The following is an 18,617-nucleotide window of genomic DNA, read 5'->3' as shown; positions in this document are numbered from 1 at the left end:
ATCCTGCTTGGCATAGGTCTCTTCGACCTGGCGCTGCATCTCGGGCGTGAACGCAGAGCCGAGCTTGCGCTTCCATTCCTCGACTTCCAGCGCAGCTTTCTGCGCCGCCGTGCCATATTTCTTGATCCAGTCTTCTGACTGGCCCAGCGGGATCTGCGTGCTGTTGGCAGCAGCTGCCACACCGGCAACCTGGTTAGCCACCTCCTCAACAGCTGGCTTTGCCGCGCCGGCGGCAGTTCGCAAGACATCCAGATGGTTCTTGATGCCGGCAATGCGCTCTTCGAGCTTGGCCGTCATCTGCCCCTTGGGGCCACCAGCGCGCGCAAGCAATGCCTCGGCCTGTGCCAGGCGCTCGGTCTGGAACTCAATTTCCTTGCTGAGCCGGTCGCCCACAGGGTCGCCCAGGTTCGACGCAATGGCCGCGCCCGTGGCCGCACCAATGCCCAGCAGCACCAGGGTGGCCGGGTTCGCCGCGAGGGCCAGGCTCAGCGCGATCACCGCGCCGCGCACCTTGGTCAATGCCCCCCAGACGCCGCCAGCGGCGCCGATGGCATTGGCAACCTGCAGCGCCCCGGCAGCCGTGGCCGTGCCGGCGATCATGCCCAGCACCACACCAATCTCGCCCTTGTGCTCAGCCACTGCCTGGCCCAGCTTGACGATGCCCGCCATGCTGCTGGCGGCAAAGCTGCCCACGTCGATCAGCCCGCTGATCAGCGTCTGGAAGCCGTTGCGCACGTCATCGCTGTTGAGCGTGTTGTTAAGCCCTTCGACGCTATCGCGCAGGCCTGGCAGGCTCGCGCTGTCCGCCGTCATGAGGCTGTTGATGGTGTTGCCGACTGCCGTCAGCGAACCGCCCAGCGTGTCGCGCGCCGCCTTGGCCGCGCCGCCATAGCTGGACTCCAGGGCCTGCAGGATGATGTCCTGCGCCTTGGCGGTCTGGCCCGTGCGCTCGAATTGCTTGACCAGCTCCTTTTGCGCATCGGTGAACCGAAAGCCCTGCTTTGACAGCGCCGTCAGCCCTTCGCTGGGCACGTCCAGCGCCTTGCCGATGGTCTCGGCCGAGGCCGTGACCTCGTAGCCCATGCGCTCGGACATATCGATCACGGCCTGCATGGCACGCGGGAACTGATCGCCCACCACGCCCGCATAGCTGAGCATGCGGGTCTGCGCCTGGTTGATCTGACCGGCACTGAAAGTGCTGGTTTTCTCCATGCTGTCGGCCATGGCGTTGAGCCGTTCAACGCTCCAGCCAGCCGCGCCACCTGTGGACTTGATCGCGGCCGCGAGCTGGGTCTGCTCCTTTTCGGCGTCGATGGTTTCCTGCTTGATCTTGGCGATGGCCGAGGTGATCCCGACCACGCTGATCGCGCCGCCGATGGCGCCCAGCACAGCGCCCTTGAGGCTGTCCATGCGGGCCGACACACCGGCGGCCATGTTGTCATAGGCATCCTGCACGCGCTTGGCGTGCTGCTTCACGTCCTGCTCAGAGGACTGCAGCCCCTGGCTGAATTGCGCGTACTCCAGCGCGAGCTTGACGACCAGCGATCCCAATGCAGACATTGCTAGTCCTCCTTGCTTTGTTCTCGGATTTCATTCAGGGCCGCGAGCGCGCCGCGCTCCATGACCATCAGGCCCACCATGACCTTGCGGCGCTGCCGCTGGGGCACGAACATGTCCAGCCAGGCAGAGGCGCAGCCGTAGTGCAGGCCCATGCGGGTGCCATCCATGCCCGCGAAATGCCACTGCGTTTCCAGCGCTCGCCAGGCCGTGACAACGGGCCAGTTATCCCGGTAGATCCCGAATTCCTCGGGGGGCTGCTCGACGGCCGCGCGCTGGTCGGCAATAGCCTGTGCCACGCGCTCGATGTCCCCTGCCGGCGCCCCCATCGCGCGCATGGCCTCCAGCATGGATTCCTGCGGCGCGAAGGGATCGACAGCCTGCGGGCGTATGCCCGCCCACCAGCGCGCGGCCTCAATCAGTTTTTTTCTTTGGCGCCCGCGTTGGTGCGCAGGTACGTGATGGCCGTTTCACGCACGGCGGCAGGGATCTGCAGAAACGCGGCCTTGTTCTCGGGCGTGAATCCCACGGGTTTGCGCTCCAGGTCCACCATGTCCCAGCCCACCAGGACTTCATCCACGACCTCGCCGAACGGCTTGTTGTGCAGTTCCTGGCGGCGCTCTTCTGCCGTGCGCTTGAAAACGGCGGTGAAGGACTCTTCGCGCCACAGGCCGCTTTCGGTCTTGGTCTGGATCTTGACGGTTTCCTTGAATGTTTCCGAGGGGGTGAGGTTGAACATGGATTAACTCCTGATGAGATGGGACAGAAAAAGAAAAAGGCCGCATAGAGCGGCCTCAGGTGAGGGAAAAAAGGGACTGGTCAGCGCACGATCAGCACCAATTCGTCATCGCCGACGATGGGCACCAGGTCGAAGGGCAAGGCCATCATTGCCACGCCCTGGTCATCGCTGAGCGTGAACGGGCCGGGCTGGATGTTGGGCATCTGCAGCTCAACGATGTTGCCGGGGTCTACACCGTGGACGATCACGGCAGCGCCGCGCTCGCTGTTGCGCACGATCTCGGTCCAGTCCTTTGTCGTGACCTTCGGAAACTCCATCGTGATGGAGCCCGTGGGCTGGCGGTCGGGGCTGGCGGCGCCTGCGCAGTTGATCAGCTCGCGCCAGTTCAACTGATTGGCCAGGTTGACCGAAAACGCGCTGGTGCAGGCGCTGTGCCCGAAGATCGTGAGCGTGGGCGTGTTGGTCTTGCCAACCACCTTGGGCTGCATGAACTTCGAGTAATCCACGCCTGTGGGCATGGCGCCCTCCTCCGGCTTGGAGTAAGCGCCCAGGAACTCGAATTTCATGACGGGGATGCCCTTGGGGTTCAGCTCGAAGCTGACCGTACCCTTGGCGTCCACGATCTTGAACAGTGTGCCATCCAGATAGCCATACAGCGTCAGCAGCGGCTCACCGCCGCTCACCAGCGTGTACTGCACATCGGTGCCGGCCGTGACGGTCTCCGCAAAGCCACAGGCCTGCAGCAGGTCGCCATAGGCAGGCGCCACGCCTGGCGTGCCGCTCCCGGCGATTTCCACTTCGCACGACAGTTTGCGATGCTCGCCGGCCGTGAGCTTGCCGCTGTTGCCCTTGTAGGGGCGGATCAGATCGCGCGCCACCTGGTCGGCCGTGATGGGCTCGGGCATCAGCGCGCGGCACAGGATGGCATTGGCCGCCGCCGTGGGCGTGGCCGCTGCGCCTGCCGCCGTCTGGACCATGGCCAGCAGCAGCATCTGTTTCATGGACTTTGCCATGGGGGTTCCTTTCAGAGGTTGAGGGATAGGGCCTGCTTTCAGTCCTGCGGCACCCGCAGGCCGGTGGCGGGGTCGCGCACGTAGCGGCCCGCCTTGCCGTGAAACTCATCCCGGGGCGGCAGCGCGGTGGCCTGGTGGTGCGCGGGCTTGGCCGGCTTGGCGTTCTGAGGGGCCGGTGCAGACGTGTGCACTGCCTCGTCCTTGTCTTTCTTTGCCGTCATGGCGTGTCCTTTGCTGTGATGAATCGGGGCGTGCGCAAGCGCACGATCAGGGCGCGGGCATAGACCTGCGGATCGTCTTCATAGTCCGCGTCCTCGCAGCCCACTTCCCATTGGTAGTGCTCCATGGCTTCGACAGCCGCGCGCACGCTGCCGCCGCCGCTGGTTGGCAGCAGGGTGTCCAGCTCGACCGCGCTGCGGCTGAGCACGATCACCGTCGCGTCATGGGCGTCATAGCCGCCGCCGGCGCACCATCCTGGCTCCGGTGCCGTCTCGACGCTGAAAACAGCCGCTGGCCAGGTCGGGTCTGCAGGAAGCTCTTTCCACCATGTATCCAGCGCCGTTTCCAGCACAGGCTGCAAGCGCTGGTGAATGCTTGGAGCTGCCGTCATGCGCCTCCCTTCTTTCTTTCGCTGGCCAGGTAGCGCTGCAGCGCCCGTTCCATGGCCGTGATGGCGTTGTCACGCTCCTGCTGCAGCGCGGGCTCGATGAACGGTTTGCGGCCGACCACGCCCTGCGATGCAGCACGCCGGCGAGCACGCAGACTTGAGGCCTCGTACTTGCGCGAGCGCACCACGACGCGGCCATTGCGCAGCCGCTGGGTGTACGTGGTGACGCCGGACTTGACCGAAGAGGGCACCACACGGCGGCCCGTCTCGACCCACTTCCAGTAAAACGGGTCGTTGTCGCGCCGCACCTTGATGCGTCCTCGGCTCACGACCAGGCGCTTTTGCCCCTTGGCCTGTACGCGCTTGCTCTGGTCGCGGCCGTGGCGCACCCCGATGTGGTACTGCGCCGTTCCGTCCGGGGCGTTGGGCTCACGCTTGATGGAGATGTTCTCGACCATGGCGCCGGTGATCACTGATCCGTTCGCCTTGGCAATCGCCTTCGCACGGTTGGTGATGACCTTGCCGCCGGCGACCACCATACGGCGCGAGACCTTCTGCGCCATGTCCTCGCGGACTTCGCGGAAGGCTGCGGTCAGGTCGGGAACGCCTGTGACATCGGGTTTGTTAGCCATCACGCACCCCCGTTTCGCAGGTCAGGATCAGCGTTTCATGGCGATCCGCCAGATCTTTGACATGTCGAATCTGGTAGTACAGACCACGACTGACCACGCGCATGCCGGCCTTGATGCCATCGCGCCACCGGAGTGTGAACACCTCCGAAGACACGGGCACCTCGCCCCCCGCTGCCTTCGTGGCGGGGCGCACTGTGCCCGAATCGCTGGTGTGCCCGGCATAGATGCCATCGGTCGGCGTGACCGGAGTCCACGCCCGCACAATGCCGCCTGATCCGTCTTTGCCCTGCTGGAGAGCCTCGATCACGATAAGGCGCCTGAGCCTTCCTGATTGCAGCATGGGCCACCTTTCAGAATCGGGGCGGCACGGCGATCTCCGCCAACATGCTGCCCAGGAATTTCAAGGGAAGTTCCGAAACAATGGTTCCGGTCACCAAGGCTTCCCGCTGCTGATACAGCGTCCCCGCCTGCAGCAGCAGCCAGGCGCGTACCGATGGATATGCGTCAAGATCGACCCCGGCCACGTACTCGATACGCAGACGACCAGGCGGTCGGCCACCCGCGAAAATGAGGCGGCCGACACGCTGATCTACCTCCAGCTCGAAGCCCTCAACCGGGATCGGATCTGCCCCAGCGCGCAGCACGTTCACGCTGCTGACGGCCCGCACCTGGCCGACATCCAGCACATTGCCCAAACGGTCTTGCGACCAGTCTTCGACATACTCCGCCGTACGGATGGCCGCCCCGGTTTCCGCCTCGCACATCTGCGTCACGCCCGGCACGATGATGTTTTCCACCAGCGAGCGCTGCAGGTCATCGATGTGCTCGCGGCACCATTGCGCGACCTCGGCGGCAGTCAGCACGGGATCGCCTGCGTAACGCTTGCGCCGGGCCATGGTCAGGGCCGGTCAGCGTTGAGGTTGCCCGTAGCGCCCGCGCCCGGCCCCGCCTCTGCGTTGGCAGTAGCAGCAGTTGCCGCTGCTGCAGAGGCAGCCGGAGTACCGTTACCCCCGCTTTCGCCGTCCGCCGTTTGGGCCGTGTCACGCGCTGCGGACTTGCCACCGCCACGGCCCGCCGCGCCGCGTGCACCCCGCCCGCTGGTTACCGCACCGCTCGCAGTGCCCGATTTCTCGGCCACCTCGCCCGCTTCCAGGCGGTCCGCCTGGTCCGCCGGGAATGCGGCGGTTTCGCCCGGGTTGTAGCCGCGCCAGTGCTTCAGGAACACCACCGCAACGATCTCTTGTTTGCCTGCCTCTTGCTTGCTCATCGCCTTGTCCTTTCGATTGGTTGCGCCCCGGCGCCTGCCGGGGCGTCATCTCACATGCCCGCGCCCCACTTCACCTTGGCGCCGACCGCAACGGACTCGACATGGCGCACGCCGAAATCGTTGTGCGCGATCACACGCACCAGGGTCTGATCTCGCTGGAAGGCGGACACCATGTTTCCGCCCGCGTCCTTGTAGGAGGCCTCGGTGCTGTAGGCGATGGACAGCTGCCCCGTTTCGCCGATGTAGCAATCGGAGAAGTCCACGAAGTAGATTTCCGACTCATCGCCGCCGGCGCCCAGGTTCACCGGGATCTGCGTGGACAGGCCGAAGCGGTAGCCCTTGAGCTGGCCCTGATCGATCTCGGGATAGGCCTTGTTGCCGTTGCCGTCGCGCAGCGACTGGAGCCAGCGGATGGTGCGCGGATGCATCAGCCAGCCGCAGTTGGCCATCGCGGCATTGGCGGCTTCCAGGCGCAGCATCAGGCCGCCCAGGAACAGGTCGATGGCCTTGAGGTCCGGATCGATGGGCGCGTCCACCACGTTGCCCGGCAGCGCCCAATATCGCAGGCCTTTGGGCAGCAGCGCACTGCCCGCAGAACGGATGTAGTGCAGATCCTCGGCCAGGCCGGTGCTGATCAGCAGGTCATTGGCCACGATGCTGTCCACGCGCGGATTGATGCCAGCAAACGACAGCAGGTCATTGCTGATCGGCACCAGGGCGCCCATCTTCTTGGCCTGCAGCTTCATGTCCGCGAAGGTCATGTCGGTCACCGGGATATCGGTTTCGGTGCCGATGTAGCCCACCACCGTGGAGTCCTTGATGCGCGGCAGCGTCATGTTGCCGTTGACCAGGGGCAGGCTGACCGCCCCCATGGACCGCACGACAGAACGAGGGCGCAGCGCCTCGATCACCGAGGCGGCCATGTTGGCGGGGATCAGCACGCCACCCGCACCTGGAGTGACCGTGCTCAGGGTCTGCACGATGTCTTGCCCGAAACCGCCCTCTTGCGCCATCTGGGCCGCATGCTGCTGGTTGCCACCAGCAGCGGCCAGCAGCCGGGCCACCTGGGCGACGGATGCGCCCGGCGGGGCGTTGTCGGTGACAGTGACGTGGGCGCCGGCAGGCGGGCCGTTGATGCCGCGCGCACTTTCGTTGACGGGCACCGCCGCTGCAGCATTGAGCCGCTCGGCGGATTCAGCGCGTGCAATCTTGGCGGACAGCTCGCCGATTTGGGTTTCCAGCGATGTGAACTGCTGCAGCTCTTCTGCAGACAGTTGCTCGCCGGCGGCATCCTTCTTTGCGAGGGCCTGCAGCGTTTCATTGAGCTGGGCGCGTTCGCTACGCAGTTGGGTCACAAGGGACATGGTTTTGCTTCCTAAAGAGCAATGAAAAAAGCCCGCCGAGGCGGGCCGGAAAACTGCCGCGAACGCGGTCAGATCTGGGCTTGCAGGTGGGCTGCAGCAGCACGCACAGCCAACCGGCCAGGCGCGGGGCGATTGGCGCGGCTTTCGGCCACGGCGCGGGTGATACCGTCCAGGGCATCGGTAGGGGTCTGCAGCCGGTCGGCCAGGCCGGCGGAGATAGCGGCCTGGCCACGGTAAAGACCGGCCTCGGTGGCGCGCACGACAGAGGCGCTCAGGCCCCGGTACTCGGCCACGGCATTCACGAACATGTCATAGCCTTCGTTGACCAGTTCCTGCAGGAACTTCATGGACTGTTCTGTCAGCGGCTCATGCGGCGACAGGTCGTTTTTATGCGCGCCGGCATACACGGTCGTGACCTTGATCCCTTCGCGCTCCAGCATGGCCGAGCGGTCCATGTGCTTGGCGATCACTCCGATGCTGCCCACGCCGCTGGTGCGGCTTACCACCAGTTCGGTACAGGCCGCGCCGATCAGGTAGCCGCCGCTGTAGGCCGAGAAATTGACCAGGCCGATGATTTGCTTTTGCGAAGCCATGGACCGCAGATCCGCCGCCAGCTCAAATGCGCCGGTGGCAGCGCCGCCAGGGCTGTCGATGTCCAGCACGATGCGCTCGACCAGGGGATCAGCCACCGCCTGGCGCAGCTGGCTGCGCAGATCCTCATAGCTGGTCATGGTTTCGCAGACATTGAGGTGCGCCGCACGGCTGACCAGCAGCCCATGGACCGGGATCACCTGCACGCCCGTGGCCTGCAGGTTGGCCCGGCGCCGTTCTTCCTCGCGGGCAATGCGCGACTCATAGTCGTCATCGTCGTGCCACATGCGGGGCTCGGCCACCGGCGCCATGTTGATGATGTTGAGGCTCATCACCTGATTGGCCCAGCGCACCGCCATATCCATGGCATCCGGGGTAGTGAGCAGCGGCTGATTGAACAGCAGGCCCGCTGCGCGAAGATAGCTTTTCATTGGGTCAGGAGCCTTTCGATTTCTTGCCGCTGGATCTCCAGCTGAGCCCGCACTGCGGGATTCTTCGGATCGGGCGCCGCAGCACCCGCCGCAACCATGTTGAGCGGCTGCAGGTAGGTATCGCCCCCGGCCACTGGCGGCAGGTTCTCCAGGCGCCGGATGTCGTTGACAGAGAGCCAGCCCCATTGCCGCCCGATGGCGTAGGCCTCATAGCGGCTCTTCTGATCACCCCGCATGAGGCCCGACAGGTTGAATTCGATGAAGTAGCGCGGCCGCTCATCGTCCAGCAGAAAGTCGCGCATCATGGCCTGCTCATGCCGCTTGGCCCAGGGCAACAGTGCGAACACCACGAAGTGAATCAGCAGTTGCTCAATCGTGTTGTAGTTGGCCTTGTCCAGGTCGTTGACCATGGGCAGTGGCACCTTGTAGATGCGCGCCGCATCCACGCCCGACAGCTTCAGGATGGCCGCCACATCCGCGTCCACATTGCTCATGGACACCGGCTTGAACGTCATGCCCTCCTGCAGCAATGCCACCTTCTTGGCGTTGTCCACGCCGCTGAATTTGCTGCCCCACTGGTTCACGATGGAGTCAATGGTGCCCTGCTCCTTGATCGCGGCCACCTCCTTCGGCCGCTCGATGACCCCTGACAGCGTGACGCCATTGGCGAACGATTTGCCGGTGTATTGGCGTACCGCCTGAGCCAGGCCGATGGAGTCGGCGTGCAGCTCGATAGGCGACAGCCCGACATAGCCATTGTGGGAATGCCATCGAACGTGATGGACCAAGCGCATAGGCAGAGGATCGGACACGCCGGCCACCTGGTAATACGGCAGCATGTCAGGCCCCTTGAGCACAGTCACCTTTGCCGTATCCAGGGGCCACAGCTGCGCCACCTGGCCGTCCTGCCCACGCTCGATGAACGTGTACGAATTGCCGCGCAGGCCTGCTGACATCTGCGACAGCTCCACCCGGTCATACGGTGTCTGGAACGGGTTGGGCGTGTAGCGCAGCACCCGATACAGCGGATGGCTGCTCGCCGACTCACGTTGCCCGCCGCCCTTGCGCTCATACAACTCCAGCGGCAACTGCGCCAGGCTTTCGGCCAGCAGCGTGACGCAGTTCTGAATGATCGGCAGGGCCAGCGCAGTTTCTGGCGTCACACGCATGCCGGAGCTGCTGCGAGCGGCCCCGATCAGTCCACGCCAAAAGCCGTTGGAGCCGTCAGAGACCAGGCCCTCATTGGCGCCAACCAAGGAAGAAAAGAACATGTCCTATCCCTCCCCTCGCGCAGCCGCCAACGCAGCCAAGCCAGATGCGGCGCGGTCAACTCGCCAAGCGTAAGCAACCAGGGCCACGCCCGCCACCACCATGGCCGTTGGCGGGTGCATGCGCCAGATGCCCGCCACCACCAAGCCGAAGCCCAGCAGGCCGCACAGCAGCGACAGCAGCACCAGTGCCACCCGAGAACTCGGCAGCTGAAACTTCATATCTTTATCCCCTTGTCATAGACGGATGGGCCGCCCAACTTGCGACCCTTTCCGCTGATGCCACAGGCCATGATCGAGGCCACAACGCCGTCAATCCGGCCCACGGACTTGGCTTTGTCCACCTTGCGGTTATTGGCCGGGTCATGGGTCAACACCGCATTGGCAGCGTTCCATGTCAGCACCGGGTTGCCGTCATGGCGCAGTTGCTCCACTTCGGCAAGCGGCTCGGCCGGCTCGTCTGGACCTCCCGAATCCACCGGCGCCCCCAGCAGCCGGCGTTCAAACTCATCGACGGCCGGCCCGAAAGACTCATAGCCCTGACCGAAGCCAATCAGGGGCGGCAGTGTTATCCCGTGCTCGGCCATCAGCTGAATCACGTCTTCGATTCGCCAGCGGTCGAAAGCGATGCGCTCCAGCCCCGTGAAATAGGTGCTGATGGCCTGCAGCCGCCGCAGCACAAACAACCGGCTCACCGCTCGGCCTGGCGTGGTCTCCAGCCAGCGCTCGGCAATCCACTGCCGGTAGGGCACCTTGTCGCGCTTCTCCCGCTCGTCCAGGTCGTGATCTGGAATCCAGAAGTACGGCATCAGCCGCCAATAAGGATCTTCCAGCGTCGGAAAGAACAGCAGCACGAATGCCGTCAAGTCGGTCGTACTGGACAGGTCCAGCGCGCCCACCGCCTTGCGATGTCGCAGCAGCTCCAGCGGCACCTTCCCCTCGGCCGCCGCCCATATCTCCCAGTCGAGCCATGGCGATTCGGCCTGCGTCCATACACAGAAATTGAGGCGCAAGACCTTGGCCAGCTTCGCCGGCATGCCGCGCGCGTTCTGCACCTGGGCACGCAGATACGGATACCCCGGGATGCCCTCGCGCTGCCCTGCCAGGCGAAAGCGCAGCGACGGGTTGACCTTCGGCCAACACCGTTCGTCTTTGAACGGGTCATCGCCTTTGTCCAGCGAGCAGATGAAGCCAAAGAAATGGTCATCCTGTGCACGCCCCGTGCACACGTCTGCACCGTAGTCGTGGTACTGGCCGCACGGCGTCGTCTTGTCGCTTCCGCTGTTAGTGATCATCACCACCATGGCACGCCGGCGGCTCTTCATGCCGGCCACCATCATGTCAATCACCGTCGCCGTCTTGTGCTCGTGCACCTCATCGATCAGCCCGACATGGGGACGCGGGCCAGACTGCCCTTCATCTGCAGAGATGCATTTGAAGAAACTGTTCGTCTCTGCATAGAAGAGGTTCCAAACCTTCTCATCACGCCCCGACTGCACCAGGCGCGATTGCAGATGCGGCGACTGGTTGACCATCGCCACGGCATCGCGGAACAGGATCTGTGCCTGGTCTTTCTTTGTCGCGGCAGCGTAGATCTCGGCGCGCTGTTCTTTGTCGGCCGTCAGCCCGTACAACCCGATTCCAGCGACAAGCGGGCTTTTGCCCGACCCCTTGCCGGTCTCGATGTAGACAACGCGGAAGCGCCGGTATCCATCCGCCGTGTACCAGCCATACAGGCTGCCCACGATGAAAGCCTGCCAGGGGGCCAGCAGGAAAGGCCTGCCTTCGTATTCGCCACCGTTGAGCTTGAGCACATCCTCGAAAAATCCGATGGCTCGATCTGCTGCCGACTGATCCCACACCAGGCCACGCTTGTGCCCCTGCTTCAGGTCCTGCAAATGGCGCTTGCACGCGGCCCGCACATACGGCCCCGCAATGATTCGCCCCTGCAGCACGCGGCGGGCGAACTTCTTCACTCGGCAGTCAGAAGTAGCGAGCGGCAGCATCCTTTTCGTCATTGCCGAACAACTCCCCTTGCGGCGCCGCTTGGGCCTTCATGTTTCGCCGCGCCAGGGGCGACATTCCGAACAACGCACCGGCGGCGTTTGCCCGCTTCTCGGCATCGTTGGCGAGTTGCCGCCACACGCTGATTTGCTTGGCGCCCGTCGCATAGGTCTGCACATCGCCGGCCTCGGCCTGCTCTGCATTCTTCTTGACGATCAGCGCGCGAAAGCGCCGCCAGTCCGCCACTGCCTCGCAGTACGACGAAAGCGCCATGACATCGATACGGTGCACCCAGCCCAGCAGCAGCAAGTCGGGCATCACGCGCTGCCACTCTTCACGGGCTTCCGGCGTGAGCACCTCGGGCATGTCAGGCTCGCTGGCGGAAACCGTGTTGGCCTCCTGCTCGCGCAGCAGTGCAGCCGCGTCTTTTTTTCCGGGGTTGCCACCCGCCAGATGCAGGAACGGCGGTTTTGCACTGCGCCCGGAATTGGCGTTTCCAGCCATTGGGGTGCCTCCTGTCGTATACCCCCCCCTCCCCATATTTCCCGCATTTTGCGTACGGAGAGGAACGGTCGGTCTCTTGCTAAAAAGGGCGAAAGTTTTTCACCCCCCTACCCCCTCGGAGCCAGTTTTGGGCCGGATCGGGCCAAAAACGCCGAAATCGTCGATGCGGCGGGCCGATTCCACGGGTGACGCGGGTCCAGCGGCCGACCATCAGGTGCACAGCCGGCAATGCGCCCGGACTTCTCAAGGCGCTGCTTGTCAGAGTCGTGGCACAGCTTGCACAGTGGCTGCCAGTTGGACCGACTCCAGAAAAGCCGCTGCGCTTCGCCCATACGCTCCGGGTCTCCAGATTCCCGGGCTTCAGCAAGGCGAGGCGCGACGATGTGATCCACGACCTGGGCCGGGATCGACTCGCCACGCTTTCCGTGCTCAGCACACAGCGGGTGATCCCGCAAGAACTGGTTCCGAGCAGCGCGCCATGCGGCACCGTAGCCACGCGACGAAGCGGAGCCTCGCCGCTCATCGTGGTCCTGGCGGCTGATGGCTCGGCGGGTCTCCGGCGTCATAGATGCTCCGAGGGGGACAAAAAGAAAGCCCCGCCGGGTCTGCACCGGGCGGGGCTGGCATGTGTTCAGCGGTTAGGGGCACTGAGCACTAGCTTGCCGCAAATGTAGCCCAACTCTCTATGGTGGAAAACTCCCCGCGCGTCGCATGTACTCACGGCCACGGGCCAGCGCCTCGCGCTCCTCCCTGATGCGCTGCTGCTCCTGCAGCCAGCGGTCAATGAACTGGTCGGCCTGGCCAAGTTGGGCATGGATGGTGCTCGGTCCCTTCCCCATGTTGCGGGCAATCTCCGACACACCCAGATCCAGCAGGTAGTAGTCGCAAACCGTTGCATAGAGATGGCGCTTTGCCTGCTCCATTTCCTGCACAGCCTTGTCCACCTCTTCGGCCTCCTGGTCGATGTGTGGAATCTGGCAACCGCCGTAGCTGTTGCGGCCCCAGACATCGACGGCCAGCACGCTGACCGAATGGAACCCGAGGCCAGTGCTGTTGAGCCGGGATTTCCACAACGCCCAGTTGTCCAGCTTGCGCTTGATGTGCTCGATGCGTGCCATCAATTCGCCCCCAGATCACCATGGCCGGCGATGATGCAGACGTGTGCACAGCCCATTCGCGAGATGAGGCGCGAGACCTCGACAGTCCGGCTCAGCTTGGTGAAGGGCGTACCTGCCACCTGCCCCGCCTCTGTGGCCCAAAAGCAGCCAGGCCGGCCAGCCAACCCCATCCGCACCAGACGCCACACCCTGGCGTCTTTCTCTGCATAGCGCTGGATTGTCCTGTAGACCTCGGGCATGAAGGACTTGATGCGCTGCTGCCCCGCTGCAATCAAGGCCTTCTCCTGCTCCGTCCATTCAGTCTGACCGCTCCCATTTGCTGCGGCCCCACCTGTCTTGTTCATCTGTTCACCCTGTTCAGTCAAGTAGATAGAGGGATTGCGAGTGGACTTGCGCACGCGCGCGCCAGCGCCCAGGTGCGCCCACCTACGCACATCCGGGCTTTGGGGTGAACGGTCAATGACCAGGCAATGCAGCGGCTTCAACCCTTGAAATCAAGGTTTGCTATTGCTGTAAGGCCCCAGGGGAAAGCCTGAACACCCTGAACAACTGAACAGATCAGCTCATGGGGGCATGGCAGGCCATCCCCGCCACTGCACCGCAGGCCGGGCGCACTGTCGCCCTGGCCACTGCATGGACGCGAATCACGCCTCCAGCCATGCAGGCAGTGCAGCGCGTTTCAGGCGCTGCCGTGTGGTTGCGAACGAAATCAGAAGGGCTCATCGTCACCCGGCCATGCGGAAGGCTGCTCGCCCAACCCATCGGGCAGGGGCGGCAGATCGCTGGGGCGCGGCCCCTCTGGCTCCGGCCTGGCATCGTCTTGCCGGGTCCAGTCTTCGGCCACTGTCTCCAGCTCAGGCGGCCAGACCTCAGGGCGGAAGTACACGCCCGACTCCAGCGCACCATGGACACGCTGCCTGCCCTTGAACTCCCACCCGTTGCTCTCAAGCCAGGCCTCAACTTGGCCCTTGAGCGCGGGCGTGACCTTGCCGATATCCACGCCAAGGGCCTTGATCAGTGCGTTGATCGGCACACGCTCTGCATTGACGTTGATGAACTGGGCATGCATCCCGGCTTCCCGGGTCAGCAGCTTGAACAGCTCACCATCCACTGCAGACTCCTGCAGGCGGCTTTCCTGCATGGGCACGAACAGGCGCTTTTCCTCGTCCTCGGACGGCGTGTAGACGATCCCGCCCTGCTGATACAGCGCATAGGCCTCGGCCATCAGCTGGCCCCGCATGCGCTCAAGCCATTCCGTCTTGATGACGTGACGCACGGGGATGGGCCAGAACCGGCGATTGCCCGTGCGGTCGCGCAGGTACTTCTTGTCATTGGTCGAGCCCACAAGCACGCACTGCCGGGGGAAGGCCTGCGCCTGCTCCCCGTAGGCCACACGGTAGTTATCGGTCTTGGACGAGATAAAGGCCTTGATGTCGTTGACATCCGCCTTGGAAAAACTCGACAACTCGCCCAGCTCGTACACCCATTTGCCGCGCACCTGCTCATATGCATCCTTGCCTCGGCTCAAGTCGAACTTGGTATCGCTGTACCACTCAGGGCGCACGGCCAGCACTTCCACCATGGTGGACTTGCGCAAGCCGCCCTTGCCCTCCAGCACCGGGCAATAGTCGAACTTGCAACCTGGCTGCATCACCCGCCAGATCATCCCCAACACCCAGTAGCGGCCGACGAGCTTGAGGTACTCGGCCATCGACGGAGACAGCGTTTCCGGGGACTCGCCCAGCACATGGATCAGCCACTTGTCCAGGCGCGGCTCCTGGTCCCACTCCTGCTCCTGCAGCCACTCCCGCACGGGATGGAAACGCTCGGTATAGGCCACCGTCGCAATGCCGTCTTTGATGTTCTGCGTTGACACGTCACCCACCTTGTAAACATCGTTGAGATACAAGCCGAGCAGCAGGGTGCTGTCGGCCTCCAGTTCGCCCGCTTGGGCATGAGCCCAGGGCCAGGCCTTGCGCACCTGAGTGCCCTTGGTCATTTCGTTGTAGGCAACGCATCCCTGCAGCTTGGGGTCGTTCTGCAGCGCGGCCACCACCAAGCTCCGGCGCAGATCCCAGCGCCGCTTTTTCTTGTCGTAGAACGGCCAAAGCCAACCCTGGTCCCCGGGCTCCTCGTCGGCCATTGGCGGGTCCAGTGGCGGCATCACCCCACCGCCGCCCGTGCCAACCGGGTCAAGGGGTTTGGGCGGCTTGTCGTCGCCAGCTGCAGCCCCTACAGGAGCGTCATCCGCCTGAGCCGCCGAGGCGGGCAAAGGCTGCGCGCGTCCGAAGAACGCGAGCACGTCCTCTGCCGTCCATCCGTCCTCGACAATCGCATCCTTGCAGTCCCAGCCGCTCACCTTCTCGCCCGGCTTGGGAATGGGGAGCAGTTGCACCGTGCATGCGTGCTCATCGCGCAGGATCTGGCCGATGCCCAGCATGGCTTTCATGCCTGGCTGCTTTTCCTCCGGGAGCAGGGGCTTGCGGGCCTGCAGCGCCTCCTTTGCGGCGTCGTCACCCTTGACGCTCTCCTGCTCCGCCCGCGTCAACCGCTCGCGCTGCGCATCACAGTCAGGCCACAGCAGCACCGTGCACCCGGCAAGCCAGACCCACAGGGCCTTCTGCCAGGCCTTGCTGCCACCGGGCCAGCTGGCAACGCAATAGATGCCCGGCGCCACCTGGTCGAGCAGTTGCTGCAGTACCTCGGCCTTTACCTCGCCCTCGACCAGCACCACGGTGCGGCCGCCTGGCAGCGCATGCCCAGGCAAGTACAGCGGGCGTGGCTCGTCCCACTGCTTCCATTTCCACTGCCCAGCACCATCGCGGGCTGACTGGCAGAACGTGTAGGGGAGCGTGTCCTTACCGCCAGCGCTGGTCATGAAACGCGCGACATAGCCGTGTCGCTCATCGCCGAGCCGGTAATCGGCCACATGCACCAGGTCGTCAGGCTGCCGGTGGTAGTGCTGAAACGTTGCAGCGGGCGCATAAGCGGGCACGGGCACCACAGTGCTCCATCCCTCCTGCTCCTTCTGGGGCTTGGGCGCCGGCTGCGGTCGTGGATTCGCAGCCGGCACAACCGCTGCCCCTGCAGCCGTCTTGACCAATCCCGCGATACTCTCAAGCCGCTCTTCACGCGCCACCTGCACCGCCGCCCTGGCGTTGCTCAGGCCATGGATTGCCGCATAGAGGCTGATGAGGTCTCGGCCCTGCTCATCCGATGCGGCGAAATCCGCCCATTGCCCGGTGATGAGATTGACGCTGCAGCTGTCGCCCCGACCTCCGCTCAGGTCCGCGCACTTGTACTCATGGCCGAGCACAGTCCCGCCTGGCAGCCAGCGCGGCACCAGGTTGTGAACATCCCTCAGAAGCGCCTCGGCCAGCGCCTCGAAATTGATGGGGGGCAGTGGTTCCCGGTGCTGGGTCATGCAGCACCCCACGCGCCCGCGAGCGGACCAAACACGCCGGCGTCCCTAACACCAGCGACGTGCACAAACTTCATTGACTATCCCCAGAGCTGCAGGGCCTGCGTGAGGCCGAAATTCGATTCATTGGCGGCGTGGACCTGGTGCGGCAGCGCATACTCGGCTGCAGGCCGATTGCGGCCCGGCACGGAGCGCTCACCACAGATGGCAAGCCGGTGATACCGGCGCATGTCCTTGATGGTTCGACTGGCGGCTGCCACACCCACACCAGCCGCCTCGGCGATCTCGCGCATGGTTGGCCCTTTGCCAGGAGTCCACAGACGTTCCACTGCCTGCAGCAAGGCCTTGCTGACTTCCCCCGCCGGCCTCATGTGAAGTCCTCCGACCGGCCAGCGGCGCGGCGAGCGTTGCGGCGCAGTCGAAACACCAGCTCGATGATTTCCATGCAGCCCGCTTCCAGCTCATCGCACTCACGGCTGTCGATCTGGTTGTCTTCCGTCACGCGGGAACAGATCTCGGCAAGCAAACCGTTTTTCGCTGTGATCTGCATGACCTTCTGCCTGATGGCCGAGGCCTCGCAGGCCCAGCCACCTTCAGGCGGGGGCGGCAGGTACGCCGCAGCCATCGAGAATCGCGCGTTGAAAGACTGGAGCCAGCGCCGGGCGTCAGGCCTGCCCATGTCGATCAGCCACTCGCTCAGCAGCTCAAGCATCTCGGTGCTAAGAGACTCGCCATCGGCGCCACGCAGGCGGCGGCGAAGGTCTTCCGGGTGAATGGCCTTCTCGCGCCGGTCCGTGAGAAACGCGGCCGCAGCAGTCACGCCCCCCGGCGCCTCGCGCACAGCGTTGTAGAAGATGTCACGCCAATCGGCAGTGGAATAGCGACGGGTCATCCCTGCCCCCTTTGGAAACTAAGAAACGCAGATAGATGCACGGCGTGGCCTTGGATACGATGGAGACCTCTCAGCCCATCACCGAATGCACACATGAACGAAGCAGACCTCAAACAGCTCTTCGCCGAGCTGATCAATGCACAAGGCGAGGCAATGGCGCTGCTCGTGACCGCCGCCTGCCAGCAGTTGGATGCAAAGCAGCTGCGAGACGACTTGAAAGCAGCGGCCCAGGCACAGAAGCGGCTCCCCAGCAGCAGCCCTTTGGCCGCTCGGCTCGCGGCGCACGCCGTGGCAGCAGCTGATGCGCAATGCGCGCTACAGGTCAACGCTCTGCCCGAACGGCCCACACTTGCTTGGCGCGCAGCGCGAATGCGGCACAAGCAAGCGGCTACAGATCTAGCCCTTGATGCGCTCATAGGGGTGCTGGCACCAGAGGTGCAGAAAAACTGGTGCTCAAACCTACGCACGCTTGCCCTCACTCAGAAGGCTGCCAATGAGGAGCTTGCCGACCTCTCGACGGATGACCAGCAGGAGGCAGAGGACACGCATGCAGCGGCTGTGGCCCGGTGGCATCGTCTGATTCGCAATCGCACCGACTCTCCAGAGTGAGACCACACCAATCTGCCAAGCGCGGCACTCCATCCCAGTCATCAAGGCCATAACTCGCAGACATACGCGCTCCCCTTGAGCAGTTGAAATTTCAGGATGGCGACAAGCCGCAGTGCGCAAGACACTGCGGGCATGACGAAAAGAAAGACCCACTCCAGCCAGCAACGCAAGCCGCACACGCCTTCCCGCGCGTGCGGCACCAAGTTGGGGAAGGAGACGAATCCCGGGCGACGTTGCCGGTTTGCTGGAGGGGGAAAAACGGCTATGCATTGGTATCCCCTGCAGCATCAGCACCACGGCGCAGCAGGACATCCCAACGGACTCTCGGCCTCAATTGCTCACAAAGAACACCCGTGCCCTCCTCAATGAGGGGGCAATACTCAGCCGGGACACCGTTCCCAGAGTCCAGCCAATAGGACACATGCCCCTGCTTCTTGCCAATAAGACGAGCAAGCGCGGCTTGACCGCCCGCCTTCTTGATGGCAGCAAGCAGAGCATCGTGAGGATTCAAAGCAGTTTGTCGAGTCATAACAAGCTGCTTTGTATCTTACTACAAAGAATTTTGCAACCAATAAAACAAAGAAATTTGTAGCATCACCC

General features: G+C 63.9%; 23 protein-coding genes. 1 reads left to right on the top strand and 22 read right to left on the bottom strand.

Annotation, left to right across the window (positions count from 1 at the left end):
* The 21 genes from IAE24_RS26115 to IAE24_RS26015 form a co-directional block, all read right to left on the bottom strand.
* Positions 1 to 1,560: phage tail length tape measure family protein (locus IAE24_RS26115; protein ID WP_199961493.1), on the bottom strand; the 1,560-nt coding region annotated here is incomplete at its 3' end.
* A 2-nt stretch (positions 1,561 to 1,562) separates the two neighbouring features.
* On the bottom strand, positions 1,563 to 1,907 hold the full coding sequence (locus IAE24_RS26110) for a DUF1799 domain-containing protein (RefSeq protein WP_199961492.1): 345 nt from the start codon (positions 1,905 to 1,907) through the stop codon (positions 1,563 to 1,565).
* A gap of 68 nt (positions 1,908 to 1,975) precedes the next feature.
* Positions 1,976 to 2,296: a hypothetical protein gene (locus tag IAE24_RS26105; protein WP_199961491.1), complete on the bottom strand. Its 321-nt coding sequence runs from the start codon at positions 2,294 to 2,296 to the stop codon at positions 1,976 to 1,978.
* A gap of 80 nt (positions 2,297 to 2,376) precedes the next feature.
* Positions 2,377 to 3,309, bottom strand: a complete 933-nt coding sequence (locus tag IAE24_RS26100; RefSeq protein ID WP_160852665.1) for a phage tail tube protein — start codon at positions 3,307 to 3,309, stop codon at positions 2,377 to 2,379.
* A 38-nt stretch (positions 3,310 to 3,347) separates the two neighbouring features.
* Positions 3,348 to 3,530: a hypothetical protein gene (locus IAE24_RS26095; protein WP_199961490.1), complete on the bottom strand. Its 183-nt coding sequence runs from the start codon at positions 3,528 to 3,530 to the stop codon at positions 3,348 to 3,350.
* Positions 3,527 to 3,919, bottom strand: a complete 393-nt coding sequence (locus IAE24_RS26090; protein WP_199961489.1) for a hypothetical protein — start codon at positions 3,917 to 3,919, stop codon at positions 3,527 to 3,529. The genes IAE24_RS26095 and IAE24_RS26090 overlap by 4 nt, the downstream gene beginning before the upstream one ends.
* A complete protein-coding gene (locus IAE24_RS26085) occupies positions 3,916 to 4,548 on the bottom strand; it encodes an HK97-gp10 family putative phage morphogenesis protein (RefSeq protein ID WP_199961488.1) in 633 nt (210 codons plus the stop codon). Before IAE24_RS26085 ends, IAE24_RS26090 begins: the two co-directional genes overlap by 4 nt.
* The gene (locus IAE24_RS26080) at positions 4,541 to 4,888 is read right to left on the bottom strand and encodes a head-tail adaptor protein (protein ID WP_233626292.1); all 348 of its coding nucleotides are present in this window, start codon (positions 4,886 to 4,888) and stop codon (positions 4,541 to 4,543) included. The genes IAE24_RS26085 and IAE24_RS26080 overlap by 8 nt, the downstream gene beginning before the upstream one ends.
* Before the next feature lie 10 nt (positions 4,889 to 4,898).
* Complete coding sequence (locus tag IAE24_RS26075; protein WP_199961486.1) at positions 4,899 to 5,444, bottom strand: hypothetical protein; 546 nt, start codon at positions 5,442 to 5,444, stop codon at positions 4,899 to 4,901.
* Positions 5,445 to 5,446: 2 nt separating this feature from the next.
* A complete protein-coding gene (locus IAE24_RS26070) occupies positions 5,447 to 5,815 on the bottom strand; it encodes a hypothetical protein (RefSeq protein ID WP_199961485.1) in 369 nt (122 codons plus the stop codon).
* Positions 5,816 to 5,865: 50 nt separating this feature from the next.
* Positions 5,866 to 7,179: a phage major capsid protein gene (locus tag IAE24_RS26065; RefSeq protein ID WP_199961484.1), complete on the bottom strand. Its 1,314-nt coding sequence runs from the start codon at positions 7,177 to 7,179 to the stop codon at positions 5,866 to 5,868.
* A gap of 68 nt (positions 7,180 to 7,247) precedes the next feature.
* Positions 7,248 to 8,201, bottom strand: a complete 954-nt coding sequence (locus tag IAE24_RS26060; RefSeq protein WP_199961483.1) for a S49 family peptidase — start codon at positions 8,199 to 8,201, stop codon at positions 7,248 to 7,250.
* Positions 8,198 to 9,472: a phage portal protein gene (locus tag IAE24_RS26055; protein ID WP_199961482.1), complete on the bottom strand. Its 1,275-nt coding sequence runs from the start codon at positions 9,470 to 9,472 to the stop codon at positions 8,198 to 8,200. The genes IAE24_RS26060 and IAE24_RS26055 overlap by 4 nt, the downstream gene beginning before the upstream one ends.
* 3 nt (positions 9,473 to 9,475) lie before the next feature.
* Positions 9,476 to 9,691 carry a hypothetical protein gene (locus IAE24_RS26050; protein WP_199961481.1) on the bottom strand — a complete coding sequence of 72 codons (216 nt, stop codon included), beginning with the start codon at positions 9,689 to 9,691 and terminating at the stop codon, positions 9,476 to 9,478.
* Entirely contained in the window at positions 9,688 to 11,445 is a 1,758-nt protein-coding gene (locus tag IAE24_RS26045) for a terminase large subunit (protein WP_325100570.1), read from the bottom strand. Before IAE24_RS26045 ends, IAE24_RS26050 begins: the two co-directional genes overlap by 4 nt.
* 7 nt (positions 11,446 to 11,452) lie before the next feature.
* Positions 11,453 to 11,977 (bottom strand): P27 family phage terminase small subunit, encoded by a 525-nt coding sequence (locus IAE24_RS26040; protein ID WP_199961479.1) that lies wholly within the window; start codon positions 11,975 to 11,977, stop codon positions 11,453 to 11,455.
* A 683-nt stretch (positions 11,978 to 12,660) separates the two neighbouring features.
* A complete protein-coding gene (locus tag IAE24_RS26035; protein ID WP_061288462.1) occupies positions 12,661 to 13,095 on the bottom strand; it encodes an antiterminator Q family protein in 435 nt (144 codons plus the stop codon).
* Positions 13,095 to 13,439: a hypothetical protein gene (locus tag IAE24_RS26030; protein ID WP_233626290.1), complete on the bottom strand. Its 345-nt coding sequence runs from the start codon at positions 13,437 to 13,439 to the stop codon at positions 13,095 to 13,097. The genes IAE24_RS26035 and IAE24_RS26030 overlap by 1 nt, the downstream gene beginning before the upstream one ends.
* A 365-nt stretch (positions 13,440 to 13,804) precedes the next feature.
* Positions 13,805 to 16,519 carry a VapE domain-containing protein gene (locus IAE24_RS26025; protein ID WP_199961478.1) on the bottom strand — a complete coding sequence of 905 codons (2,715 nt, stop codon included), beginning with the start codon at positions 16,517 to 16,519 and terminating at the stop codon, positions 13,805 to 13,807.
* A gap of 77 nt (positions 16,520 to 16,596) precedes the next feature.
* Positions 16,597 to 16,809, bottom strand: coding sequence for a LacI family DNA-binding transcriptional regulator (locus tag IAE24_RS26020; RefSeq protein ID WP_233626289.1), 213 nt, complete (start codon positions 16,807 to 16,809; stop codon positions 16,597 to 16,599).
* A gap of 74 nt (positions 16,810 to 16,883) precedes the next feature.
* Complete coding sequence (locus IAE24_RS26015) at positions 16,884 to 17,408, bottom strand: hypothetical protein (RefSeq protein ID WP_199961476.1); 525 nt, start codon at positions 17,406 to 17,408, stop codon at positions 16,884 to 16,886.
* 93 nt (positions 17,409 to 17,501) lie between these two features.
* Here IAE24_RS26015 and IAE24_RS26010 point away from each other — a divergent pair, with 93 nt between their 5' ends.
* The gene (locus IAE24_RS26010) at positions 17,502 to 18,017 is read left to right on the top strand and encodes a hypothetical protein (RefSeq protein ID WP_199961475.1); all 516 of its coding nucleotides are present in this window, start codon (positions 17,502 to 17,504) and stop codon (positions 18,015 to 18,017) included.
* A gap of 262 nt (positions 18,018 to 18,279) precedes the next feature.
* Here the strand turns inward: IAE24_RS26010 and IAE24_RS30765 are convergent, their stop codons facing one another.
* Complete coding sequence (locus IAE24_RS30765; RefSeq protein ID WP_199961474.1) at positions 18,280 to 18,546, bottom strand: YdaS family helix-turn-helix protein; 267 nt, start codon at positions 18,544 to 18,546, stop codon at positions 18,280 to 18,282.
* Between the last annotated feature and the right edge of the window lie 71 nt (positions 18,547 to 18,617).

Origin of the sequence: Delftia sp. S65 (assembly GCF_016516495.1) — a bacterium.
Taxonomy (GTDB): domain Bacteria; phylum Pseudomonadota; class Gammaproteobacteria; order Burkholderiales; family Burkholderiaceae_C; genus Comamonas; species Comamonas acidovorans.
This window is presented reverse-complemented; position numbering and strand designations above follow the sequence as displayed.